This window comes from Pseudomonas sp. EB271-G4-1 (assembly GCF_058791355.1).
This window is the reverse complement of the sequence record NZ_JBYTEO010000022.1, coordinates 1-23,876: the sequence shown is the minus strand read 5'-3', so window position 1 is coordinate 23,876 and position 23,876 is coordinate 1. Positions and strand designations below refer to the sequence as shown.

Genomic DNA, 23,876 nt, shown 5'->3' with positions numbered 1-23,876 from the left:
GGGTTATCAGCCTGAAATGCTTTGTGACACTTACAGATATCACCCTCATTGATAGAAGGATGCAGGCCCCATCAACCGGAGCCTGCGGCCTATTGACGCACCATGAATTTCAGGTCACTCGGTGCATCCATCGGCAGTTTTTGCACGGTTTTACCCAGCAAGCCGGTGATGGCATCGCGCTCGACGACGACAATCTGGTTACTTTTCTGATTGGCGATCAGTACGAACTTGCCGCTCGGATCGAGGCTGAACTCCCGTGGATGATCGCCCTCTACCGGGCGCCTTTGCAGTTCCTTGAGATGCCCCGTCGCCGGGTCGATGGCGAACACCAGCAGCTGGTTGGCCGTACCACGGTTGCTGACATACAGGAACTTGCCGTCCCTGGATGCGTGCAAGGCAGCGGCGGCCTTGTCCGAAACGGGCTGACCGGCAGCCAGATCGACCAACTGGGTTTGCTCAAGCTTGCCGTCGCGGTAATCGAACACCGCCACTTGCGCGCTCATTTCCATGGTCAGCCAGGCGTGCTTGCCATCGGCACTGAACAGCAGATGGCGCGGCCCGCTACCGGGCGGCAGCTGCACGAACGACGGTGTTGCCGGGGTCAACGGCAAGTCAGGATTGGCCTTTGGGTCGAAGCGGTAGGCAAAGACCTTGTCCGCCCCCAGGTCGTTGGAAAACACGTATTGGCCGTCTGGCGACGGTATCGTCGCGTGCACGTGCGCCGACATCTGCCGCTCGGGATTGACCCGGCTGGCCGGATGGCTACTCATCTGCACCACCGGTTTCAACGAGCCGTCCGCCGCCACCGGCAACACCGCCAACGTGCCGCCCGGATCTTCAGCCACCGAGTAGTTGCTGACAAACAAGTGGCTCGCTTCAAGGCTCAGGCTCGAATGCGTTGGCTCGTTGCCCAGGCTCTGTACCTGATTGATCAGGGTCAGTGCTTGGGTCTTGGGGTCGATAGCATAACTGCTGACCCGCCCGACCGGATCGGTCTGGCCCGGGCCATTTTCGTTGACCACGAACACGCGCTGCTGATCCTTGGACAGGGTCAGCCAGGACGGGTTTTCGCTCTGGATCACTTGCAGCGGCCTGGCGTCGATCTGCCCGGTCGCACTGTCGAAGTTCAGGCGATAGATACCCTGGCTTTGCCCGGCGGTGTAGGAACCCACGAGCAATTGATAGTTATCGGCGGATGCCACCTGGACGCCCATCGCGCCGAGGCTGCCGGCGATCAGCAGTGGCCAGACGTTACGCATCCTGTTGATCATCATCGTCGTCGTTGTCGCCGCTGATGACGTCGCCGAGGCATACCAGACGGTGTTCGCCGACGTTATCGTGGATCAGCCAATTCTGCTCTGTGGTGTCAAAGGTCGCGGCCTGGATCTGTGCCGGGGTGAATTCCCAGTGCCTGGCCGCTCGACCGTCCATGCATTCGATGTGCAGGTTGTCGTCGACATCGAGGGCGAATTCGAAGGCGTGCAGCCCGTCGATTTCCACCATCCCGCAATGTTCGAGGGCGTTGAGCAAGGTATCTGTTACGGCAGTCATGGGAGTCAATCTTTGAATGGGAAAAACGCAATGATAGCTCATGCACCTGATGATCGACTGATCGTTCCCACGGTCCCCGTGGTAACGCCTGAACGGACGCTCCGCGTTCGGCTCTGGAAGAGACGCAGAGCGTCCCGGGCTGCATTCCCACGCAGAGCGTGGGAACGATCATGTCAAAGGGCATCGCGAGTCGGCTTGCCATCCACCAGGCGCTGGATACCCAGCGGGTTTGCGTTCTTCAGCACATCCGGCAGCAGGCTGTCGGGGTAGTTCTGGAAACACACCGGGCGCAGGAAACGGTCGATGGCCAAGGTCCCTACCGACGTGCCGCGCGCATCCGAGGTCGCGGGATACGGCCCGCCGTGCACCATCGAATCGCAGACCTCCACGCCGGTCGGATAACCATTGAGCAGGATTCGCCCGACCTTCTGCTCCAGCAACCCCGTCAGTTCGCTGAACTGCTCGAAATCGGCCTGCTCACCGATGATCGTCGCGGTCAATTGACCATGCAGACCGTTCAACGCGGCGCTCAGTTGCGCCTGATCCGCCACTTCGACGACCACTGTGGTCGGGCCGAAGACTTCCGCTTGCAGCACTTCATCAGCCTCGATCAGCAAGCTGGCATCGGCCTTGAACAATTGCGGTTGCGCCTGACGCCCTTGTTGCGGTTTACCCGCCAGGTGTTCGATACGGGGATGGTCAAGGAGCTTTTGCAAGCCCTGCGCATAGCTGCCCAGCGTCCCGGCGTTGAGCATGGTCTGCGCCGGTTGATCGGCCATCATGTCCGCCAGTGACTCGAGGAAAGCAGTGAACTGCGGCGAACGGATACCCATTACCAGGCCAGGATTGGTGCAAAACTGACCGCAGCCTTGCACCACCGAAGCCGACAGGCCGCGAGCGATGGTTTCCATGCGCACTTGCAGTGCCTGGGGCAGCACGATCACCGGATTGATGCTCGACATCTCGGCGAACACCGGGATCGGTTGAGGGCGCGCCGCTGCCATGTCGCACAGCGCCCGACCACCCGCGAGCGAACCGGTAAAGCCCACCGCCTGGATGGCCGGGTGCTTGACCAGCGCTTCACCGACTCCGCCGCCGTAGATCATGTTGAACACGCCGCCCGGCATCGCGGTTTTTTCTGCCGCACGGATGATCGCATCGGCCACCTGCTCGGCCGTGGCCATGTGGCCGCTGTGGGCCTTGAACACCACCGGGCAACCGGCAGCCAGGGCCGATGCCGTGTCGCCACCGGCGGTGGAAAACGCCAAGGGGAAGTTGCTGGCTCCGAACACTGCAACGGGGCCGAGACCGATACGGTATTGGCGCAGGTCGGGACGTGGCAAGGGCTGGCGCTCAGGTTGCGCCTGATCGATGCGCGCCCCGTAGAAATCGCCGCGCCGTAGCACATTGGCGAACAAGCGCATCTGCCCGCTGGTGCGGCCACGCTCACCGATGATCCGTGCGGCCGGCAATGCCGTTTCGCGGCACACCAGGCTGACAAACTCATCGCCCAGCGCATCCAGTTCGTTGGCGATGGCATCGAGAAATTCTGCGCGACGCTCCGCGCTCAGATTGCGATAAGCCGAATACGCCTGCGCGGCGGCCTTGGAGGCGGCATCGACTTCTTGCGGCGTGGCCTGGGTGAAATCGTGGGGCAACGCCTCGCCTGTCTCGGCGTCGACACTGTGCAATTTGACGCTGCCCAGCGCACTGCGCTGGCCGCCGATGTAGTTGTGGCCAAGAATTCGAAGCATGGGGAAATTCCTTAAAGAGTGCCGACAGTGCCGGGTTCGAACGCCGCATCGACCGCAACGATGCCATTGATTAACGGCGCGCCGAATTCGCCCTGGCTGATCTCGAACACATCGCCCGGTTGTGGGCGAATGCCGTCAGCGAAGGACAGGGTCGCGGTACCGAAGAAGTGAATGTGCACGTCCCCAGGACGCAGGAACTGGCTGTACTTGAAATGGTGGTACTCAAGGTTCGCCAGGCTGTGGCACATGTTGGCCTCGCCACTGAGGAACTCGTTCTGCCACAGCACCTGGCCGTCGCGCAGGATGCGACTGGTGCCGGCCAGGTGTTGCGGCAGCTCGCCGACCCGCAGCTCCGGGCCGTAGCTGCAACTGCGCAGTTTCGAATGGGCCAGGTACAGGTAGTTCTTGCGCTCCATCACGTGATCGGAAAACTCGTTGCCGACTGCAAAGCCGAGGCGATACGGCTTGCCGTCGTGACCGATGACATAAAGGCCGCTGAGTTCAGGCTCTTCACCGGCGTCTTCGGCAAACGGTGGCAAGGGGAATGGCTGGCCGGGGCGCACAACGATGCTGCCATCGCCCTTGTAGAACCATTCCGGCTGCACGCCCGCCTGACCGGCCGCAGGCTTGCCGCCTTCCACGCCCCATTTGAAGATGCGCATCGTATCGGTCATCGCGGCTTCGTCACCGACCTGCTGGTGCATCTTGTCCCGGGCCGACGCGCTGCCCAGGTGAGTCAGGCCAGTGCCACTGACCAGCAGGTGCGCCGGATCCGGGTGATCCAGCGGTGGCAGGATGCGCAATTGCGCCAGCAGTTCGGCATAGTCGTGGCTGACACCCAAGCCCAGGCTCTGCACCTGTTGCTCAAGATTGACACCCGCTTCGATCGCTGCCAGCGCCAGGTCGCGAACCGTGCGTGCCTCACGAACTTCCAGGACCTGCGCCCCCTCGACCACGCCGACACGGCGCTCGCCGTTACTCAATTCGAACTGAACCAAACGCATGATTTTTCTCCTGTGACAAATCTCAAATCCAACGAAGGTCCCCGTGGGAGCGAGCCTGCTCGCGAAGAGGTCATCACATCCAACCTATCTGTTGGCTGACGCTGCGCCTTCGCGAGCAGGCTCGCTCCCACAGGAGATCGTTGTGAATCCTCAAGTACGGGTAGCCCCACGCGCACTGGCGGCAAACTCATCCGCCGGCAACACATGCTTGCGCTCCAACTGGCGGTACACCACGCCGGTCAACACCAGGCCGAACACCATCACGCAGGACAGGAAATACAGCCCCGATGCCAGGTTGCCGGTGTATTCCTTGAGCGCGCCGATCACGAACGGGCCGATGTAGCCGCCGAGATTGCCTACCGAGTTGATCAGGGCAATCCCCGCCGCCGCACTCGCGCCGGCAAAGAAGCGCCCGGGCAAGGTCCAGAAAATCGCCGTGCAGGAAAACAGTGCGAACGCCACCAGGCACAGCGCCATCAATTGCAGTACCGGAAACGTCAGCCAGGCGCTGAGGAACAAGCCGATGGCGCCCAACACATACAGCACCGCCAAGTGACCATAACGATCATTCAATCGATCGGAGCTGCGCGGGATGATCAGCAGACCAACGATCCCGAAGACATAGGGCACCGATGACACGAACCCGGTCACCAGGTCGCTGCCGCCGAACTGCTTGATCAGGGTCGGTAGCCACAGGCCCAGGCCATAGATGCTGAGGGTCACCGGCAGGTAGAACAGCGCCAGCAGCAACACGCGTTTGTCCTTGAGCGCGTGCAGCGGGTTGCCGTGGCGGGTCTGGCCGTATGCCTGCAGGTCTTTTTGCAGTTCGCCGCTCAGCCAGTCCTTCTCGGCCTGGTCCATCCACTTCACCTGTTGCGGGCCATCCGGCAACCAGCGCAGTACCGGCCAGGTCAGCAGGATCGCCGGGGTGCCGATGACGATGAACAGCCACTGCCAGCCGTGCAGGCCAAGAACGCCATCCAGGCCCAATAGCCCGCCGGACACGGGCCCGGTGATCATCATCGCGATGGGTTGGGACAGGATGAACAAGCCCAGGATCTTGCCGCGATGGCGCACCGGGAACCACTGGGTGATGTAGTACAGAACGCCAGGAAAGAACCCGGCTTCCGCCGCACCGAGCAAAAAGCGCATCAGGTAGAAGCTGTTCGGCCCCTGGACGAACGCCATGCCGATGGTAATGGCGCCCCAGGTGACCATGATTCGGGCGAACCAGCGTCGTGCGCCAAAACGGTCAAGCATCAGGTTGCTGGGGATTTCCAGGAGGAAATAGCCAATGAAGAACAGTCCTGCGCCCAACCCGTACGCCGCATCACCGAGGCCGATGTCGGCGCCCATGTGCAGTTTGGCGAAGCCCACTGCGGAGCGATCCACGTAGGCGATCAGGTACAGCAGGATCAGGAAGGGAATCAGTTTCAGTGTGATGCGGCGGATCAGCCGCAATTCCTGGCTCATGAGATCGGTCTCCGATTGTTGTTTTTATAGAACCTCGGGGGACGCCTCTCACGGCTAACCGTCAGGGCCATCCCTCCGCTGAAAACGACTATATAGTAATACTATTTAACCAACAACACTTCCAAACAGGCGAATTTGCGCTTATGTTACGCCTCAGCCCGAACAATATAGTCATACAATAAGAGAATCGATCATGTCTGATAAGAAACCCACCCTGCGCTCCGCCCACTGGTTTGGCACCGCCGACAAGAACGGCTTCATGTACCGCAGCTGGATGAAGAATCAGGGCATCGCCGATCACCAGTTTCATGGCAAGCCAATCATCGGCATCTGCAACACCTGGTCGGAACTGACCCCGTGCAACGCGCACTTCCGCCAGATCGCGGAACACGTAAAGCGCGGAGTGATCGAGGCTGGAGGCTTCCCGGTGGAATTTCCGGTGTTCTCCAACGGTGAATCCAACTTGCGCCCGACCGCCATGCTGACCCGCAACCTGGCGAGCATGGACGTGGAGGAAGCCATTCGCGGCAACCCGATCGACGGGGTGGTACTGCTGACCGGCTGCGACAAGACCACCCCGGCATTGCTGATGGGCGCGGCCAGTTGCGACGTGCCAGCGATCGTCGTCACCGGCGGGCCGATGCTCAACGGCAAGCACAAAGGCAAGGACATCGGCTCGGGTACCGTGGTCTGGCAACTGAGCGAACAGGTCAAGGCCGGCACCATCACCCTCGACGACTTCCTCGCGGCCGAGGGCGGCATGTCTCGCTCGGCCGGCACCTGCAACACCATGGGCACCGCCTCGACCATGGCCTGCATGGCCGAGGCACTGGGCACCTCCCTGCCCCACAACGCGGCGATTCCCGCCGTGGATGCTCGTCGTTATGTGTTGGCGCACATGTCCGGCATGCGTGCCGTGGAGATGGTGCGCGAGGATTTGAAGCTGTCGAAGATCCTCACCAAGGAAGCCTTCGAAAATGCCATCCGGGTCAACGCCGCCATCGGCGGTTCGACCAACGCCGTGATTCACCTCAAGGCCATCGCCGGCCGCATCGGCGTGGAGCTTGACCTGGACGACTGGACCCGCATCGGTCGCGGCATGCCGACCATCGTCGACCTGCAACCGTCCGGGCGCTTCCTGATGGAGGAGTTCTACTATGCCGGTGGCTTGCCAGCGGTATTACGCCGCCTTGGCGAAGCCAACCTGATCCCGAATCCCGATGCCTTGACCGTCAACGGCAAATCCATCGGCGAAAACACCAAGGACGCGCCGATCTATGGCGAGGACGAGGTCATCCGCACCCTCGACAACCCGATTCGCGCCGACGGCGGGATCTGCGTATTGCGCGGCAACCTCGCGCCACTGGGCGCAGTGCTCAAGCCCTCCGCCGCCACACCCGAATTGATGCAGCATCGCGGGCGAGCCGTGGTGTTCGAGAACTTCGACATGTACAAGGCACGAATCAACGATCCGGAACTGGACGTGGATGCCAACTCGATCCTGGTCATGAAGAATTGCGGGCCGAAGGGTTATCCGGGCATGGCCGAAGTCGGCAACATGGGCTTGCCGGCCAAGCTGCTGGCCCAGGGCGTGACCGACATGGTGCGCATTTCCGATGCGCGCATGAGCGGTACCGCGTATGGCACCGTTGTCTTGCATGTCGCCCCGGAAGCAGCGGCTGGCGGTCCGTTGGCAGCCGTGAAGGAAGGCGACTGGATCGAACTCGACTGCGCCAGCGGTCGCCTGCACCTGGACATCCCGGATGCCGAACTGGCGGCGCGCATGGCCGACCTGCAGCCGCCACAGCAATTGTTGGTGGGCGGCTATCGCCAGTTGTACATCGACCATGTGTTGCAGGCGGATCAGGGTTGTGACTTTGACTTCCTGGTCGGTTGCCGAGGCGCCGAGGTACCCCGCCACTCCCACTGACTCCGTTGCCCTCCCCCTGATCGTTCCCACGCTCTGCGTGGGAACGATCACTTCAAGACTTTGCCGCGCCTGTTATCATGCGCGGCATCGCCATCGCACAGGACCGCGCCGTTCCCCATGGATTACCGCAAACCCTCCGACCGCAAAAGCATGCACTCGCGCATCGTCCAGGAACTGGGCATGCAGATCGTCTCGGGACGTTTCCTGCCGGACGACAAACTGCCCGCCGAAGCCCTGCTCTGTGAGGAGTATGCCGTCAGCCGGCCGGTGTTGCGCGAAGCCACCCGTGTTTTGGTCGCCAAGGGCCTGGTCTATTCCCGTCCGCGGGTCGGCACGGTGGTCAAGCCGCGCAAGGAATGGCACATGCTCGACCCGGACGTCCTGCATTGGCTGATGCAAAGCAGCCCGCAGAACCAGTTCTTCGACCTGCTGACCAGTGTGCGCAGCATCATCGAACCGGCCGCCGCCGCCCTCGCCGCGCAGTTCGCCACCGACGCGGACATTGCCGCCATCGGTGAAGCCTACCAGCGCATGGAGGCGGCACCGACGCCGGAAGCCTTGCTGCAACCGGACCTGGATTTCCACAGCCGTATAGCCGACGCCACCCACAACGACTTGCTGGCCAACCTGTGCAACATGCTGTCGGTAGCGATTGCCGAAGCGTTGAAGCATTCCAATCAGCGGCCAAACCTGCATGAGCTGGCGTTGCCGCGGCACAAGGCGATTCTCACGGCCATCGAAAACCGCGATGCGCTGGGTGCGCGGCATGCGACGCTGGTGCAACTGGACGATGCGCGTAGTGCGCTGAATGTGGTGCTGGGTAGCGATCCCTCGTAAAGCAAAATCAAAAGATCGCAGCCTGCGGCAGCTCCTACAGGGGAATGATGTACATCTGTAGGAGCTGCCGCAGGCTGCGATCTTTTGATCTTCACGCACAAAAAAAAGCCGCAACCCTGAGGTTGCGGCTTTTTTGTTTCAACCAGGGATCAGTGAGCAAACAGCGAATTACCCTTCTGCCCCGCCAGCTTCTCCGGTTTTATCAGGAACCGCGCCAGTGCCGGCAGCAGCCACAACGCACCGAACATGTTCCACAGCAGCATGAAGGTCAGCATCAGGCCCATGTCAGCCTGGAACTTGATGGCCGAGAAGATCCAGGTGCACACGCCGATGGCCAGGCACAAGCCGGTGAACAGCACGGCCTTGCCGGTGGATTTCAGCGTCTGGTAGTACGCCTCTTGCAACGGCAGGCCGGCACGCAGGAAGCTTTCCAGGCGGCTGTAGATGTAGATGCCGTAGTCCACGCCAATCCCCACCCCTAGCGCCACCACCGGCAGGGTCGCGACCTTCACGCCGATGCCCATGAAGGCCATCAGGGCGTTGCCCAGCACCGACGTCAGCACCAGCGGCAACACGATGCACAAGGTCGCCGCCCAGGAACGGAAGGTGATCATGCACATGACCGCGACGCAGATGTACACCAGGATCAGGATGGTCAGTTCGGACTTCTTGATCACCTCGTTGGTGGCCGCTTCAATGCCCGCGTTACCGGCAGCCAGGATGAACTCCAGGTTCTCGGTGTTGTGTTCCTTGGCGAATTCCTGCACCGCATGCACCGCACGGTCCAGGGTTTCGGCCTTGTGATCGTTGAGGAACACCAGCACCGGTGCCAATGAACAGCTGTTGTTGTACAGGCCATCGGCGCGGGCGATGGAATTGTTCAACACGTCCGGGTTACGCGACAGGGTTTCCCATTTCAGGTTGCCCTCGTTCATGCCCTTGATCATCTGCTTGGACACGGTGACCAGCGAGATCGCCGACTGCACGCCCTCGGTGTTCTGCATCTTCCACATCAGCTCATCGATCGGCGCCATGGCTTCGTAGCGCGAGCAGCCTTCGGCCTTGGTCTTGACCATCACCACCAACACGTCGGAACTGGTGGAGTAGTTGCTGATGATGAAGTTGTTGTCCTTGTTATAGCGCGAGTCCGGACGCAATTCCGGCGCGCCCTGGTCGAGGTCTCCGATCTTCAGGTTCTGGCTGTACCAGAGGCCACCGCCAAAGGCGACCAGCGCCAGGAAAATCGAAACCGGTGCAACCTTCGCGCTGGCAAAATTCGACAACAGCCGCCAGAACGGATGCTCGCGGATCGCATCCTTCTTGCTGCGAGCCACGGCACGCTTGCTGATGCCGACGTAGGAAATCGCCACCGGCAACAGGATCAGGTTGGTGAACACAATCACTGCCACACCGATGGAAGCACCGATGGCCAGCTCGCGGATCACACCGATATCGATGATCAGCAGCGTGATGAAGCCCACCGCATCGGCGAGGATCGCGATCATCCCTGGCAAGAACAGCTGGCGGAAAGTGCGCCGCGCCGCCGTCAAGGCGTTTTCCGCCTCGCTGGATTGCAGGGCGATACCGTTGATCTTCTGCACGCCGTGGGAAATACCGATGGCGAAGATCAGGAACGGGACCAGCATCGAGTAGGGATCGAGCCCGAAGCCGAAGAAGTGCATCAACCCCAACTGCCAGACCACCGCCACCAGGGTGGTACTCAATACCGCCACTGTGCTGCGCATGCAGTTGGTGAACCAGTACAGCAGGATCAGGGTGATGACGAAGGCAACACCGAAGAACATCACCACCATCACCAGGCCGTCGATCAGGTCGCCAACTTTCTTGGCGAAACCGACGATATGGATCTTCACGTTGGGGTTCTGTTTCTCGAACTTGTCGCGGATCTTATCTTCCAGCTCGTGGGAGAACTTGCGATAGTCCAATGCCAGCAACTTGCCCTGGTCCTGCGGGTCCGGGTAGGACTCCAGCAGCGGGATGTCGACGATGCTCGACTTGAAGTCGTTGGCCACCAGGCGCCCGACCTGCCCAGACTTGAGCACGTTGTTACGCAACAGGTCGAGGCTTTGCTGGGAGCCGTTGTAGCTCTGCGGGATCACTTCCCCCCCAGCAAAGCCCTCCTCCGTCACTTCGGTCCAGCGCACGCTCGGGCTCCACAGCGACTTGAGGCCGGAGCGGTCGACGCCAGAGATGTAGAACACCTCGTCGTTGATCTGGCGTAACGTCTCCATGTACTCCTTGGAGAAGATGTCGCCGTCGGTGGCTTCCACGGAAATGCGGACGGTGTTGCCCAGGTTCGCCAGGTCGTTACGGTGCTCCATCATCTTCTGGATGAACGGATGCTCGAGCGGGATCATTTTTTCGAAGCTGGTGGACGGGCGGATCAGCGTCGCCTGCCAGAACAGGAAAACACTGACCAGCAGGCAGATGAAAATCACTGCCGGGCGATTATTGAAGATCAGGCGCTCAAGAAACGTCGCCTTGTCCTGATGATGGGTGCTTAAGGATGTCATGACTACGCCTTCTTATTATTAACCCGGCTCATTTGCCCAGCTCAGCGCCATTTGGCGAAGTGGCGCGAACGCCGCCCTGTCCAGCCAGAATCAGATTGCCGTTCCCTGCGGCGACGACAGATGAGAGCGAGATACGATCCCGACGGTTGAAGACGCTGAAGGTTTCACCGTTGTCGCTGCTGCTGATCACCGAACCGCCGTTGCCGACGATCACAATGGAACCATCGTCAAGCAATGTACCGCCGGACAGGCCGAATTCCAGATCACCGCGTTCAGCCTTGAGCTTGACCTGCTCCCAAGTGCTGCCGAAATCCGTGGAGCGGTAAAGATTGCCGCGCAGGCCATACGCCAACAGCGTATTGGGTTGCGCGGTGCCGATCACACCGAATAGCGAACCCTCGTACGGACCTTCGAGTTTTTCCCAGGTCTGGCCCCAATCGGCCGAGCGGAACATGCTGCCCTGCTCGCCAACGATAAACAGGCCGGCATCCTTGACCGCCGTGATGGCGTTGAGGTGGAACTGGTCTTCGTTGTCCAGGCGGTCGCTGACGTCTTCCCAGTTCTTGCCGCCGTCGGTGGTGGCCATCAACGCACCATACGCGCCTACGGCAAAACCGCTGTTGGCGTCCTGGAACCAGACGTCGAGCAGCGGCGATTCGCGTTTCAGATCTTCGAATTGCTTGGTCCAGGTGACACCACCGTCTTCGCTGGCGAGGATCTGCGCGTCATGCCCCACGGCCCAGCCGTGCTTGTCATCGACAAAGAACACTGAAGTCAGTAACTGGCGGGTCGGCACCTTGGCCTGGGTCCAGGTGGAACCCTGGTCGTCGGAATACAGAATGTGCCCGCGATCCCCGACCGCCACCAGGCGCTTGCCGGCGTGCACGACATCGAGCACCAGGCTTTTGCTGGCCTTGGCCGATTCAACGGAATAAACGACGTTGGACGCTGGCGCGTCAGCGGCCAGCACCGATGTTGACCACACGGCACAGCCCAACAGCGAGAGCGCTGTAGCCAGCGACGCGAATTTGCGCAATGCCGGCGGGCGGCAGATACCCACACCCATGACAGGCTCACTCATAGACCTTCCCCCTTTATTATTGTTAGGTCGTTCAACCTTTCAGGGCGCCGAAAGGGGTACTCACGGGACGTCCTGTTTCAAAAGCATAGTCTTGAAACCCGCAATCCAGAGCCCCTTCGGAAGCTGGCTTATCCTATCGGTGTTTTTCGACGGCTGACAATCGACGGCACGTTATGTTTTGTTAACCGCGGGTCGATGCGTCCCGGGTGAATGGTCGGGTATTACCGCGGGTGATCGTGTTATCCATGGACGGTCTATGCCGGTGTTTGGCTGATCCATGCAGTCCAGCAAATTGTATCGATGAGCGTTTTTTGTCAGAAGCCGACTTGTCGTTCCCCTATGGTGGCTCGCATTGACTCCCCATGGACAGCAAGAAATGATTCCTTCCCCAATTGGCGCCTCATCCAGCCGCCCTCTCGCAAACAACGACCGTCCGATAGTCCCTACACCCATTGCGAAAGCGGTGAATTTCGTTTGCCAGGGACAGGAGAAGTTTGTGGCACTCGCGCAATCACCGGAGGAAAAACCAGGGCGTGATTCGTCTGCGGCGGGACCGAAGCCAATCGGGGGTGGCCGTAAGAACAGAGTGGTCGCGATGCGAGAGCAAAAGCAGCAGCGCTTCGCAGGGCTAATGCAAGATCAGGAGAAGTTGCTGGGGCAACAGAAACAGATGCAAAAGCGCGTTGATATCACATACAACGTCATGCAGAGCAAAATGAACGATCCATCGTGCTCCGAACAGGAACGGGCACAGTTCAGACAACGTTACGCCGTCGTATTGGACGCTCAAAGCACAAGCTATGTCACGCTGCTGGACGTGACCACGGAATTGATTGGCTTGAGGGTTGCCCCTGACATTGCCCAATTAGGGTGCAAGCTGCAGGAAAATCTGATCAACAATGCTTATGCGCAAATCACCATTAAAGGCCTGGATCTCGAAGCAGCTAAATGCAAGTACACCCATTCCAATAGTGATGAGGTGCAGCTCGCTACAGCCCTGCTAACCGAAGGTACTGCCGTAGTGGATGGTTTTTTGGAATACATGGGTGAACTCTGCGAAATCTACGAAACGGTGCTCAAGTTCCAAACGGAGGTGGGGAGCCGTCTTCGCCAACTTCAAGGGATGTCGCACCAGGGGGCCGAGGCCTGGGAGCGATTGACCAGCAACAGGCCCGATAATGAAATTAACGTGCTGGGTACCAAGGTCTGCCAACTGACCACCTTGACCTCTCTCGGCGCCAAGGAGCCTGGCAGCGACACGTCAGCAGCACTGCTTGACGTTATGGCACCCCTGCAGTTGTTGTTCACGTCCTATATTGAGCTTCAAATCTCAAAGCACTATAAAAGCGACGATCGTATTGCCGTACTGGATAACCTGGTCAAACACTACGACACCGCAATGGTAGGGCTCACCAGTATTGGCATCCTGAGATCCGATGAATTGCAGCCGGACCGGTTCGCCCATCTGTGTGAAATCGTTGGACAATTGCGCGACGATGCCGAGCACCGCCTGGCTGATGAACTGAAGAGCGCTGAAACGCCGTCCCCGACATCGAAAGCCGAACTTCCCGCTACATCGCCCTCCCGCAAGCGGGTCATCCACACTGTCAAAGGCACATTGATCGGAGAGGTTCGGGCTCGAGTTGCCAATCAGGGCACAGACATTGTCGACGTCAGAAGCCCTTTCGAAGACCAGCCACTGGCCTCGTTCCGCGAAGATAAATCGAATGCCTGGGTGGAAATCGTCGAAGCGAGTAAAACCGAACCGAAAGCGCGCGTGACTCCCTACCCGCAACTCAAGGGCGATGCTCGAAAGGCGTTGGCGAAAATCGATGAGCTGGTGCACAAATTCGAGGGCTACGCACGAGGGGCGAGCCATCCAAAGGGAATCGAAGAGAGCTTGCAGAACACGGCACAGAATCTGATCGACTATGCGGACCGCCTGGAACGCCACGAAAACGCACCGTCAAACTCGCAGAAGGATGCCGACCTCGTCAAAGACCTGCGGCTCACGGCTGGAACAATCAAGGAAAAAGCAACGCAACTGCGTATCCAAATATCCCTGGCCCAAGCCCCTACCAGCGAAGCCGTGGAGTATCTGTTTCGTCACAAGGAGGTTCACCCGCAAAAAATCGGCGAACGCATACAACTGAAAACCGGACGCCAGGACTTTTTGCAGGAATACGTTCTGATGAACAATAACAATCGGCCATTGTGGTATGCGCACTTTCATTACAAAACATCAAGTGATGCCAACGCCGATTACACCGCCGCCAGCCTGAAAACCAAAGATCAGCGCTTTGAAACCAATGCCACGGCACTGGCCAAGGCACAAAACGCTCACCAGAAAATCGACATTTATCGCGGCCACATCGACAAGGAACTGGCCACGAAAATTTTCTCGCTGCCGTAACCCGTTCGCCGCGCAGTGACTGGCACTGCGCGGCATCAGGACCAAGCCAGGCTGATTCACGCAGTCCAGCGAACTGTATCGATGAGCGTTTTTTGTCAGAAGCCGACTTGTCGTTCCCCTATGGTGGCGCGCATTGACTCCCCATGGACAGCAAGAAATGATTCCTTCCCCAATTGGCGCCTCATCCAGCCGCCCTCTCGCAAACAACGACCGTCCGATAGTCCCCACACCCATTGCGAAAGCGGTGAATTTCGTTTGCCAGGGATAAGAGGAGTTTGTGGCGCTTGCGCAGTTACCGGAGGAAAAACCGGGGCGTGATTCGTCTGCGGCGGGACCGAAGCCAAGGAAAAGCTGAATTAGTGCTGACCAAGAACAATCGGCTCAATCAATTCACTGTTCCCAATGGGTATGTCTTGACCTCCGGACGCCTAATCACCGTGGCGCGCCCTTATTCGAATGACAGCGCGGCGAAGCCACTCGAACAGACTCTGGCCAATGCGAAAACCATCCTGAACACCGCGCTCACCATGCGCAACCTGATCAAGGAAGGGCATGAACTCGCTGAACTAAAACCTGCAGGCAACTCACCGCAGATAGAACTGGCCACACGCATTCAGTCCAGCTTGGGCGACGCTACAAAGGGTCGTCTATCAGTACTCACCTCACCGATTGCCTTGACCGTCGACAACAGCAAAGTCACTTCACTCAGCCCTTCCAAGAGCGACATGGCCGTTTGGATAAAAAGCCATGACACGCCGGGCAGCTACATAGTGTTGAACGGCAACAACGACGAAACCTACGTCTCATACATCGCCGACAAACTCGCGGACAGCAAGCACATCAACTTTATTACCAGCGGCTTCGGTGGCCACGGCACGACGGATCGCCATTCCATCGCGACCAACAAAACAGAAGGTGACCGCTTTAAAGAGTTGCTGATGGAAAAAGGCATCGCCCCACAACGGATCACAGTTGACCCCTTCTCGACCAACAGCGGTCAAAACGCAATTAACGTCGCGGACATCATCAACCGTGACATTCAGGGTGGAAAACCACTCGGCACGGTTATTGTCAGCGGTACGCCCGCCGCGGTGTTTCGACAAACCTACACCTATGCCCAACAACTCAAGATAAACAGCGAGACGCCATTTCAGATTGAATCATTCCCGTTCTGTGATGAAGCCAAATACACCACGCTCGCCGATAATCTCGCCATTATTCGCGAGTTTTCCACCACGCTGAATTACTTGTTTAATACTGCTTATCTACCAAGTAATGCAGGCCTCTACCCGGATGCGTTTTTTTCCTCGGTTCTGGATTGCCTGGCGACGTTCGCTGATAAGTTGACTGCGGACCATCCGAAAGATGCGGATAAATATGGAACGGTTGTCAGAGCTATTCGAACGATCGATCAACAGATGATTGAGCGATTCAAGTCGACGCAGTTGACCTCGGAAGACAAAATGGCCGTCCGCACAGTCGACGACTTCTTCAGATCTCTCTTCAACCCGCTGGAACTTACATTCAATCGCGGCACCGTATAAGCCACAAAAAAATGCCCGTAGCGCAAGATACGGGCATTTCAGTATTTCAACAGCCGTTGCGAAAAAACTCGCTCACACGGTCATCAAGCCAAGCTTTTACTCACCACCTCAAACACGTCACTGGACAACTGCCCCGAAGCACGAATGCGCTCCAGTTCGCCTTTCATCAACGCCTGACGGGCGCTGTCGTACTTGCGCCAGCGAGTCAGCGGTGCCAGTTGGCGCGAAGCGATCTGCGGGTTGAAGCCGTTCAACTCGATCACCAGATCCGCCAGGAAGCGATACCCGGAGCCATCCGCCGCATGGAAGTTGATCAGGTTCTGCCCGGCGAACGCGCCGATCAGGGCCCGCACCTTGTTCGGGTTCTTGATGTTGAACGCCGGGTGCTGCATCAATGCCTTGACCCGATCCAGGCCACCCGGCAGCACACTGCCGGCCTGGACGCTGAACCACTGGTCCATGACCAACGGGTTGTCCTTGAAGTGATCGGCGAAGCTGGCCAGTGCCTTGGCTTTCTGCTCTTCGAATGGCGAGTTGACCAGCACGGCGAGCGCAGTCAGGCGTTCGGTCATGTTGTCGCAGGCGTCGAACTGCTCCAGCGTCGCCGCCAGCACTTCGGGCTTGCCGCTGAGCATCAGGTACGACAGCGCAATGTTCTGCAGTGCGCGACGGGCAAAATGCTCGGCTTCGGCCACGTACGGGGTCTTTTTCGACAGGTCGCGGTTGGCCTGGTAACGCAGCCACAAGCCTTCGAACAACGCATCGGCCAGTTGCTTGCGGGCAAACTCGCGGGCGGTGTGAATCGCCTCGACGTCGGCCACTTCGCTGATTTCGGTGAGGTACGCTTCGCTTGGCAGCGACAGCATTTCGGCGACCATTGCCTGATCCAGCGTCTCGTCGGACAGCACGGTACGCAAGGCCGAAACCAGACGCTGATCCAGTACCAACGCTTCGCCCTTCTGCTGCTGGGCGATCAGTTCCTGCAACACCTGCACCGACAGTTGCTGACCAGCATCCCAGCGGTTGAAGCCGTCGCTGTCGTGCTGCATCAGGAACATCAGTTGGTCACGGTTGTACGGGAAACTCAGTTTCACCGGTGCCGAGAAACCGCGCAGCAGCGAAGGCAACGGCTGTTCGGCGATGTCGACGAAGGTGAACGTCTGCTCGGCTTCGGTGACCGAGAGGACCCGGGAAGTCCCCTGCGCCGACGCTTCGCCGGCAAGACGCAGGGCAATTTCACCGCCCTGGCTGTCGAGCAGGCCGAGTTCGACGGGAATCACGAACGGCAGTTTTTCAACTTTGTCCGGGGTCGGCGGGCAGCTCTGGCGGAAGGTCAGGCTGTAAGTTTTCGCCGCAGCATCATAAGACTCGCTCACCGCCAAACGAGGTGTGCCAGCCTGGCTGTACCAGCGCTTGAACTGAGTCAGGTCGACGCCATTGGCATCTTCCATGGCCTTGATGAAGTCATCGCAGGTCACGGCCTGGCCGTCATGGCGCTCGAAATACAGGTCGCTGCCTTTACGGAAGCCTTCGGCGCCGAGCAGGGTGTGGATCATGCCGACCACTTCCGAGCCCTTTTCGTACACGGTCAGGGTGTAGAAGTTGGAGATCTCGATGAAGCTGTCCGGCCGTACCGCGTGAGCCATGGGACCGGCGTCTTCGGCAAACTGGTGGGTGCGCAGGTAGGCCACGTCCTGGATGCGCTTGACCGTCGCCGAGTTCATGTCGGCGGAGAAGGCGGAATCGCGGAACACCGTGAAGCCTTCCTTGAGCGACAACTGGAACCAGTCGCGGCAGGTCACGCGGTTGCCCGACCAGTTGTGGAAGTATTCATGGGCAACGATGGCCTCGACCCGCTGGTGCGCGGCGTCGGTGGCGGTCTCGGCCTTCGCCAGCACGGCGCTGGAGTTGAAGATGTTGAGGCCCTTGTTCTCCATGGCGCCCATGTTGAAGTCGTTCACGGCGACGATCATGAAGATGTCCAGGTCGTACTCGCGGCCATAGACCTCTTCGTCCCAGCGCATGGATTTCTTCAGGCTGTTCATGGCGTGCTGGCACTTGTCGATGTTTTCCGGCTCGACATAAATGCGTAGCGCTACATTACGCTGGGTCATGGTGGTGAAAGTGTCTTCGACGCACCACAAATCACCGGCCACCAGCGCGAACAGGTACGCCGGCTTCTTGAACGGGTCTTCCCAGGTCGCCCAGTGGCGACCGTCTTCGCCAGGACCACTGGCGATCGGGTTGCCGTTGGACAGCAGCACCGGGTAGCTGTGCTGTTCGGCGACCACTGTGGTAGTGAACGTGCTCATCACGTCCGGGCGGTCGAGGTAATAGGTGATCTTGCGGAAGCCTTCGGCCTCGCACTGGGTGCAGAACATCGTGCCGGACTTGTACAGGCCTTCCAGCGCGGTGTTGGTTTCCGGGTGAATCCTGACGCTGGTATCGACCGTGAACGTGGTGCTGGTCGGCTGCAGAGTCAAATGATTCTCGGTGAGTTGGTAATCGGCAAGGCCCAGCTCGCGGTCGGCCAGGGTCACCGACAGCAACTCCAGCTGCTGGCCATCCAGCACCAGCGGCGGCAGGCCCGGACCACGCTCGGGGTTGCGGCGCATCACCAGTTGCGCATGGACCAGGCTGTGGTCCTCGAACAACTCGAAGGTCAGGTGAGTTTCGTCGATCAGGTACTCAGGCGCCTGATAGTCCTTGAGGTAGATCATCTTCGGTTGTTCGGTGCGCATGCTGGAGTCCTTAACTATGCACGGCGAGCTGATAAGCCGTGTATTTACGAATGTTGATCACGCCGGTATCGAAGATCAGGTATTGGCCCTTGACCCCCATCAACGTGCCTTCGGCAATCGGGTTCTTGTCCAGGTTGAAGCTGACGATTTTCGCCGGATACTGATCGACCGGGAAGCGGATCTCGAGCGTTTCGACGTCGGCAATAGTCTGGATCGCCTGCAGGCCGAATCGTTCCTGCAAGCCTTGCAGGCCCTCGGCGCAGCTGTCGAACAACTGGTCACGGATCTGCGGCAGGTCCACCGATACCGCGTCCCCCTTGAGCAAGGCACGCCAATTGGTCTTGTCGGCGACCTGGCTGCGAAACAGATCTTCGACGAAGCCTGATTGCTGGCGGGTCGCGACGCGCATGATGGGCAACGCCTGGCTGGCGCCCTGGTCGATCCATCGGGTCGGCAGCTGGGTGGCGCGGGTGATGCCGACTTTTACCCCGGAAGAATTCGACAGGTAGACAATGTGATCGGTCATGCAGAACGTCTGGCCCCACTCCGGCTCCCGGCAGGTACCGGCGTCGAAATGGCAGCGTTCCGGGCTCATTATGCACACATCACACTGGGCCAGCTTGGTCATGCACGGGTAGCAGTAGCCCTGGCTGAAACTGGTCTTGGTCTTGCGCCCGCAATGGGTGCAGTGGATCGCCCCCAGGTATTCCAGGCGCACCGTGGTGCCGATCAACGGATTGACCGGCACCTCGAGATCGCCCAGGCGAAAGGCATATTGCACATTCGGCCCGTCCAGGCGCGCCGACATTTTACTGATTGCACCGCGGCCAATCTCGATCAATGGATGGCATCCGACTTGAACAGGATATTGGGTACTTGAATCGATTTGGAGCTGCATTCCTGCGGCCCCATGTAGCCAGTACGTTCTTCTTCAGGCAGGTTCTTGATTTCCCAGGCGATCATCGCCTGCAACGACAGTTCGCGTTGTTCGGCGGTGAGCTTGCCACCGTCGGACCATTTACCGATCTCCACTGCCAGTTTCAGGCTCTGGTAGATATCCGGGGTGATGTTCTTGATCATTTCGTTAAAAGAGGACATTGGGTCTCCGCGCTCTTTGAATCACATAACAGTTTTAGACGGCCAGTTTACGGCGGTTGTACAAACCACCCAACAAACCGGTCAAGCATCCGACGAGCAGCCCACCAACGTGGGCCGCGTTGGCTATTTCGCCGAAACCGATCATCGAGACCAGTCCGGACATGCACAACAATAGCCATATCAGCATCATCGCCAATACCCCTCGGGGCAGGCGATAGGCGCTGTTGGGCGACAAAATCTGAAAAATCCAGCAGTGCCCGAGCAGGCCGTACAGCACCCCGGACAATCCGCCAAACAGGGTTGGCCCGCTGAACACGAACTGGGCATAGTTGGACACGAGGCTGAACAACAAGGTCAGGCCGATGAGGTTGACACTGCCCTGGCGCGATTCGATACGACGCCCCAGCTCCCAATACCACATGCCGTTCATGGCCAGGTGCAGGAAGCCGAAGTGAATCAGCATCGGTGTCACCAGGCGCCACCACTGCCCCGCTGCCAGGCTGTCGGCCAATGGCACAAAATGGATGTACTCGCCGACCACGCGAAAATCGAGAAACGTCAGCCAGCGCAACGTACTCAGGTTATCGCCCAGCAGTGTCAGCGCGCCGACGACCAGGCTCAGCACCAGCACCGCCGCGGTCGCTTTGCCATGGCGTACCTGCTCGGCGAAGTTCGGCCGGCGAATCGACTGCGCGATCGGGATATCGAGCTTGTGCTCCGGATCGCCCTCCGGATAGCGCTCGTACAACACACGCACGTCGTCGCTGATGTTGGCCGGCACCCAAAGCACCTGTTCACCAGCTTCCTCGCTGACCCGATGCGGCACCTGCATGCGCTGCAACAACTTGACGAACCCGCTCAGGTCCACCGCCAGCGGCAGGCGCAAGACTGCGACCCGGCTCATTGCAACACCTCCGGTCGCTCGACATCGACCCAGACAAACTTGTGCGGGTCGAGCCGGGTTTCCTGGTCCAGTCGATAGGCCACCAGTTTTCCGTAGAGCACCGCACTGTAGTCCAGGCACGCCAGGTTCGGACGAATCGGCGCCGGTTTGCCGCTGCGCCAGTAGTGACCGACAAACAGCAACGGCTGGTCGGCGCCGTAGCGCAGCAGGTTGTTTTTTTCGGTTGACGACAGTGGCGTTCGGGCCACCGGGTCGGGCAAGGCGTCGGGCTGGAACACGATGTCTCCGTAGGTTTGCGGATCGTCTTCCCAGAATTTGGTACGGAAGAACGAGCGTGTCAGGCCATCGCCGCTGGTCATGGTCAGGCCATGGGGCAGGCGCATGTCGGTGCCGCGCAACAGGCGGTCGAACACGGTACAGGCAAAACTGTCGGGCACGGCCGAGGCCTGGAGGAAGTGCTCGTCGATGCAGCCATCGGGGAACAATGCCCGCAGCGGCTCGATCAATCCGGCGTCCCAGCAGGCATGCACCACCCGGAAGCGTCCGGCATCGATAAACAGCGGCAGTTCATAGAACCACTGCTGGAAGTCATGCCAGTCACCCGGATGATGTTCGAACTGGGTTAACGTTTCATGCAGCAATCGAGCGTGGCGCGGCGTGTGTTCGCGCACGAACTGCTTGCCACTGCCAGGCAATGCCGGGGTTACCCAGCCCAGGGCGTTGAATTCATGGTTACCCATGATGCACAGCGCCTGCCCTGCCTCGACCATGTCGTGGACGATGTGCAGCGCCTCGCGAATCCGTGGGCCGCGGTCAATGATATCGCCGACGAACACCGCCATGCGCGAGGCATGACGCCAAACGCCGGCTTGCTTGTGATAACCGAGCCGGTCGAGCAAGTGCTCAAGGGTCAGAGCGCAACCGTGCACGTCACCGATCAGGTCGTAGCTACGCGCGGGATCGAGCATCAGTCGCCTCCACCACCCAACCTGCTGCCCCAGCCGAGTTTGGTCCGACACACTTCATAGTAGTTGTGGTCGAGGGGGTGGATCAGCCGCAACTTCTGGGCTTTCTTGCTGATGGTGATGGTGTCGCCGGGCGCACAGGTAAAGTGGTTCTGCCCGTCACACGAGACTTGCGGGTATATCTGCATATCCTTGGACACGACGATTTTCAGCTCACTGTTGCCATCGACCACAATCGGCCTGCCTGACAAGGTATGGGGGTACATCGGCACAATCACAATGGCGTCGAGCTTGGGATGCATGATCGGGCCACCGGCAGAAAGCGCATAGGCCGTGGAGCCCGTGGGCGTGGCGACGATCAGGCCGTCGGCCTTCTGACTGCAGACGAACTGGCCGTCGATGTACAGCTCGAACTCGATCATGCGCGTCGATTTGCCGGGGTGCAGCACCACATCGTTCAGTGCATCGCCCTGGCCAATGGCTTCGGCGTGGCGACGAACTTCAGCTTGCAACAGGAAGCGGTTCTCCACCAGATAGTGGCCATCGAGCACTTCGGCGACCTTGATTTCCAGCTCATCGGGGCGGATGTCAGTGAGAAACCCCAGGCTGCCCCGGTTGATGCCGAGCACCGGGATATTGTGCCTGGCCAGCGCCCGTGCTGCGCCAAGCAGACTGCCATCACCGCCCACCACAATGACCATGTCACAGACTTCACCGAGCATCTTGCGCGACGAGGTCTGCAAACCGTGGCCCGGCAGGACTTCGGCTATGGTGTCCTCAAGGATCACGTGCAGGTGACGATCGAGCAGAAAACGTTTCAGTCGGCGGACGGTATCCAGCACCTGGGAACTGCCGAGGCGTCCGATGATGCCGATATTACGAAATTGCTCCATGGGGCTCCTATGGGGACGCGGGGGCCTGCGACGGCGAAAAACACGATTATGGGTGAAAGCGCGAGATAGACAAAATCCTTTCAGCCTCAAGGTGCACCCACGATTCGGGCTATGCTCGCAAGATGATCCTATTTCCAGATTTGCTGCAGTTACCCCACCAGTTGCGCCACCCCGAAGTGCGCGACCTGGCGTGGGTCATCCTCGCCCCGCCGATGCTCGGCGCCACGCCCTGGCCGCAGCGACATCCATTGGCAGGCAGTGACTGGGTGCAGGCACCGGAACACCTGGAAACCTGGCTTAGAAAACTCGACCGGGACAGTTACGGTTTGCTGCACTGGCTGGCCCAGGCCCGCACCCGACGCCTGGGCCTTTATTATGAACGGCTTTGGCAGTTTGCCGTGCAGCATGCGCCCGGCATCGAGTTGATTGCCTCCAACATGCCGATCCGCCGCGAAGGTCACACCCTGGGCGAGCTGGACCTGCTGCTGCGCGATCGCGACGGCGTGCATCACCTGGAACTGGCGATCAAGCTCTACCTCGGCCCGCAGAACGGCGACGGGCACGACACCGCGCAGTGGCTCGGTCCGGGCTGCCACGATCGGCTGGACCGCAAACTGGCCCACCTGAGCCAGCACCAATTGCCGATTTCCGCGCGTGCCGAGAGTCGCGAGGTGCTGGCGGCGCTGGATATCCGGGAGTTCAGCGCGCATTTGTGGTTGGGCGGTTATTTGCTCTACCCATGGCCGGGACAGGCGGCCTCGCCCAGTGGCGCGCACCCACAGCACTTGCGCGGTCGCTGGCTGCATCAAAAGGATTGGACGAGGTTTTTCGCACAGAGTCCGCCCGGCCGCTGGCAACCCCTGCCCCGCCATGCCTGGCTGGCACCGGCGCACTATCCCGCGGAGCAGACCTGGGACGATGAACAGTTGCAAGCTTGGCTCAGCGATCTGGAGCCTTTGGCGCCGGCGCAATTGCTGGTACGCCTGACGGAAAATGCCCACGGCGATTGGGAGGAAGCGGAACGGTTGTTCCTGGTGTCGGATCTTTGGCCGAATGTGCCGGGGCAGTATTGAGTTTTTCGCTGGCTGAACTACCCCCCTTCGCGAGCAGGCTCGCTCCCACAGGGGAATGCACTTTAACTGTGGGAGCGAGCC

Annotated in this window: 18 protein-coding genes; 5 read left to right on the top strand and 13 right to left on the bottom strand. The window is 59.6% G+C overall.

Going from position 1 to position 23,876, the window contains the following annotated elements:
- Window positions 1–89 precede the first annotated feature (89 nt).
- The 5 genes from AC3WWR_RS13025 to AC3WWR_RS13005 all read right to left on the bottom strand — a co-directional run bounded on the left by AC3WWR_RS13025 (window position 90) and on the right by AC3WWR_RS13005 (window position 5,782).
- Window positions 90–1,259 (bottom strand): lactonase family protein, encoded by a 1,170-nt coding sequence (locus AC3WWR_RS13025; RefSeq protein WP_033045336.1) that lies wholly within the window; start codon window positions 1,257–1,259, stop codon window positions 90–92.
- On the bottom strand, window positions 1,252–1,551 hold the full coding sequence (locus AC3WWR_RS13020; RefSeq protein ID WP_237750042.1) for a DUF5629 family protein: 300 nt from the start codon (window positions 1,549–1,551) through the stop codon (window positions 1,252–1,254). Before AC3WWR_RS13020 ends, AC3WWR_RS13025 begins: the two co-directional genes overlap by 8 nt.
- Before the next feature lie 173 nt (window positions 1,552–1,724).
- Window positions 1,725–3,305 carry an aldehyde dehydrogenase (NADP(+)) gene (locus tag AC3WWR_RS13015; RefSeq protein WP_033044801.1) on the bottom strand — a complete coding sequence of 527 codons (1,581 nt, stop codon included), beginning with the start codon at window positions 3,303–3,305 and terminating at the stop codon, window positions 1,725–1,727.
- An 11-nt stretch (window positions 3,306–3,316) separates the two neighbouring features.
- Window positions 3,317–4,309 (bottom strand): AraD1 family protein, encoded by a 993-nt coding sequence (gene araD1, locus AC3WWR_RS13010; protein ID WP_033044800.1) that lies wholly within the window; start codon window positions 4,307–4,309, stop codon window positions 3,317–3,319.
- Window positions 4,310–4,459: 150 nt separating this feature from the next.
- Window positions 4,460–5,782 (bottom strand): MFS transporter, encoded by a 1,323-nt coding sequence (locus tag AC3WWR_RS13005; RefSeq protein ID WP_033045538.1) that lies wholly within the window; start codon window positions 5,780–5,782, stop codon window positions 4,460–4,462.
- Between the two features lie 193 nt (window positions 5,783–5,975).
- Here AC3WWR_RS13005 and AC3WWR_RS13000 point away from each other — a divergent pair, with 193 nt between their 5' ends.
- Both AC3WWR_RS13000 and AC3WWR_RS12995 read left to right on the top strand, forming a co-directional pair.
- Window positions 5,976–7,712 carry an IlvD/Edd family dehydratase gene (locus AC3WWR_RS13000; RefSeq protein ID WP_033045537.1) on the top strand — a complete coding sequence of 579 codons (1,737 nt, stop codon included), beginning with the start codon at window positions 5,976–5,978 and terminating at the stop codon, window positions 7,710–7,712.
- A 117-nt stretch (window positions 7,713–7,829) separates the two neighbouring features.
- Window positions 7,830–8,549: a FadR/GntR family transcriptional regulator gene (locus AC3WWR_RS12995; protein WP_020799307.1), complete on the top strand. Its 720-nt coding sequence runs from the start codon at window positions 7,830–7,832 to the stop codon at window positions 8,547–8,549.
- Between the two features lie 149 nt (window positions 8,550–8,698).
- Here AC3WWR_RS12995 and AC3WWR_RS12990 read toward each other — a convergent pair whose 3' ends face one another.
- Together AC3WWR_RS12990 and AC3WWR_RS12985 are read right to left on the bottom strand one after the other, a co-directional pair.
- Window positions 8,699–11,083 (bottom strand): efflux RND transporter permease subunit, encoded by a 2,385-nt coding sequence (locus tag AC3WWR_RS12990; RefSeq protein WP_020799306.1) that lies wholly within the window; start codon window positions 11,081–11,083, stop codon window positions 8,699–8,701.
- A gap of 28 nt (window positions 11,084–11,111) precedes the next feature.
- Window positions 11,112–12,164, bottom strand: coding sequence for a WD40/YVTN/BNR-like repeat-containing protein (locus AC3WWR_RS12985; RefSeq protein WP_033040653.1), 1,053 nt, complete (start codon window positions 12,162–12,164; stop codon window positions 11,112–11,114).
- 496 nt (window positions 12,165–12,660) lie between these two features.
- Between AC3WWR_RS12985 and AC3WWR_RS12980 the strand changes: the two genes are divergently transcribed.
- Together AC3WWR_RS12980 and AC3WWR_RS12975 are read left to right on the top strand one after the other, a co-directional pair.
- A complete protein-coding gene (locus tag AC3WWR_RS12980; RefSeq protein ID WP_237749949.1) occupies window positions 12,661–14,577 on the top strand; it encodes a hypothetical protein in 1,917 nt (638 codons plus the stop codon).
- Window positions 14,578–14,891: 314 nt separating this feature from the next.
- Window positions 14,892–16,121, top strand: a complete 1,230-nt coding sequence (locus AC3WWR_RS12975) for an ElyC/SanA/YdcF family protein (RefSeq protein WP_492598773.1) — start codon at window positions 14,892–14,894, stop codon at window positions 16,119–16,121.
- 83 nt (window positions 16,122–16,204) lie between these two features.
- On the opposite strand, the gene pepN is transcribed toward AC3WWR_RS12975, so the two are convergent.
- From pepN to AC3WWR_RS12945, 6 genes are read right to left on the bottom strand one after another with little or no spacing between them, the layout of a single operon-like run.
- Window positions 16,205–18,862, bottom strand: a complete 2,658-nt coding sequence (gene pepN, locus AC3WWR_RS12970; protein ID WP_454865794.1) for an aminopeptidase N — start codon at window positions 18,860–18,862, stop codon at window positions 16,205–16,207.
- 10 nt (window positions 18,863–18,872) lie between these two features.
- Window positions 18,873–19,703 carry a DUF2797 domain-containing protein gene (locus AC3WWR_RS12965; RefSeq protein WP_492598772.1) on the bottom strand — a complete coding sequence of 277 codons (831 nt, stop codon included), beginning with the start codon at window positions 19,701–19,703 and terminating at the stop codon, window positions 18,873–18,875.
- Complete coding sequence (locus AC3WWR_RS12960; protein ID WP_020799300.1) at window positions 19,700–19,960, bottom strand: YeaC family protein; 261 nt, start codon at window positions 19,958–19,960, stop codon at window positions 19,700–19,702. Before AC3WWR_RS12960 ends, AC3WWR_RS12965 begins: the two co-directional genes overlap by 4 nt.
- A gap of 34 nt (window positions 19,961–19,994) precedes the next feature.
- Complete coding sequence (locus AC3WWR_RS12955) at window positions 19,995–20,864, bottom strand: rhomboid family intramembrane serine protease (RefSeq protein WP_492598771.1); 870 nt, start codon at window positions 20,862–20,864, stop codon at window positions 19,995–19,997.
- Window positions 20,861–21,832, bottom strand: a complete 972-nt coding sequence (locus AC3WWR_RS12950; protein WP_020799298.1) for a metallophosphoesterase — start codon at window positions 21,830–21,832, stop codon at window positions 20,861–20,863. The genes AC3WWR_RS12955 and AC3WWR_RS12950 overlap by 4 nt, the downstream gene beginning before the upstream one ends.
- The gene (locus tag AC3WWR_RS12945) at window positions 21,832–22,722 is read right to left on the bottom strand and encodes an NAD(+) kinase (RefSeq protein ID WP_020799297.1); all 891 of its coding nucleotides are present in this window, start codon (window positions 22,720–22,722) and stop codon (window positions 21,832–21,834) included. The genes AC3WWR_RS12950 and AC3WWR_RS12945 overlap by 1 nt, the downstream gene beginning before the upstream one ends.
- 122 nt (window positions 22,723–22,844) lie before the next feature.
- Between AC3WWR_RS12945 and AC3WWR_RS12940 the strand changes: the two genes are divergently transcribed.
- Window positions 22,845–23,795, top strand: a complete 951-nt coding sequence (locus AC3WWR_RS12940; protein ID WP_492598770.1) for a DUF1853 family protein — start codon at window positions 22,845–22,847, stop codon at window positions 23,793–23,795.
- Window positions 23,796–23,876 lie beyond the last annotated feature (81 nt).

Bases quoted from the DNA above. Each gene is read 5' to 3' on its own strand.
- AC3WWR_RS13025 (WP_033045336.1), bottom strand. From the start codon at position 1,259: ATGCGTAACGTCTGGCCACTGCTGATCGCCGGCAGCCTCGGCGCGATG.
- AC3WWR_RS13020 (WP_237750042.1), bottom strand. From the start codon at position 1,551: ATGACTGCCGTAACAGATACCTTGCTCAACGCCCTCGAACATTGCGGG.
- AC3WWR_RS13015 (WP_033044801.1), bottom strand. From the start codon at position 3,305: ATGCTTCGAATTCTTGGCCACAACTACATCGGCGGCCAGCGCAGTGCG.
- araD1 (WP_033044800.1), bottom strand. From the start codon at position 4,309: ATGCGTTTGGTTCAGTTCGAATTGAGTAACGGCGAGCGCCGTGTCGGC.
- AC3WWR_RS13005 (WP_033045538.1), bottom strand. From the start codon at position 5,782: ATGAGCCAGGAATTGCGGCTGATCCGCCGCATCACACTGAAACTGATT.
- AC3WWR_RS13000 (WP_033045537.1), top strand. From the start codon at position 5,976: ATGTCTGATAAGAAACCCACCCTGCGCTCCGCCCACTGGTTTGGCACC.
- AC3WWR_RS12995 (WP_020799307.1), top strand. From the start codon at position 7,830: ATGGATTACCGCAAACCCTCCGACCGCAAAAGCATGCACTCGCGCATC.
- AC3WWR_RS12990 (WP_020799306.1), bottom strand. From the start codon at position 11,083: ATGACATCCTTAAGCACCCATCATCAGGACAAGGCGACGTTTCTTGAG.
- AC3WWR_RS12985 (WP_033040653.1), bottom strand. From the start codon at position 12,164: ATGAGTGAGCCTGTCATGGGTGTGGGTATCTGCCGCCCGCCGGCATTG.
- pepN (WP_454865794.1), bottom strand. From the start codon at position 18,862: ATGCGCACCGAACAACCGAAGATGATCTACCTCAAGGACTATCAGGCG.
- AC3WWR_RS12960 (WP_020799300.1), bottom strand. From the start codon at position 19,960: ATGTCCTCTTTTAACGAAATGATCAAGAACATCACCCCGGATATCTAC.
- AC3WWR_RS12955 (WP_492598771.1), bottom strand. From the start codon at position 20,864: ATGAGCCGGGTCGCAGTCTTGCGCCTGCCGCTGGCGGTGGACCTGAGC.
- AC3WWR_RS12950 (WP_020799298.1), bottom strand. From the start codon at position 21,832: ATGCTCGATCCCGCGCGTAGCTACGACCTGATCGGTGACGTGCACGGT.
- AC3WWR_RS12945 (WP_020799297.1), bottom strand. From the start codon at position 22,722: ATGGAGCAATTTCGTAATATCGGCATCATCGGACGCCTCGGCAGTTCC.
- AC3WWR_RS12940 (WP_492598770.1), top strand. From the start codon at position 22,845: ATGATCCTATTTCCAGATTTGCTGCAGTTACCCCACCAGTTGCGCCAC.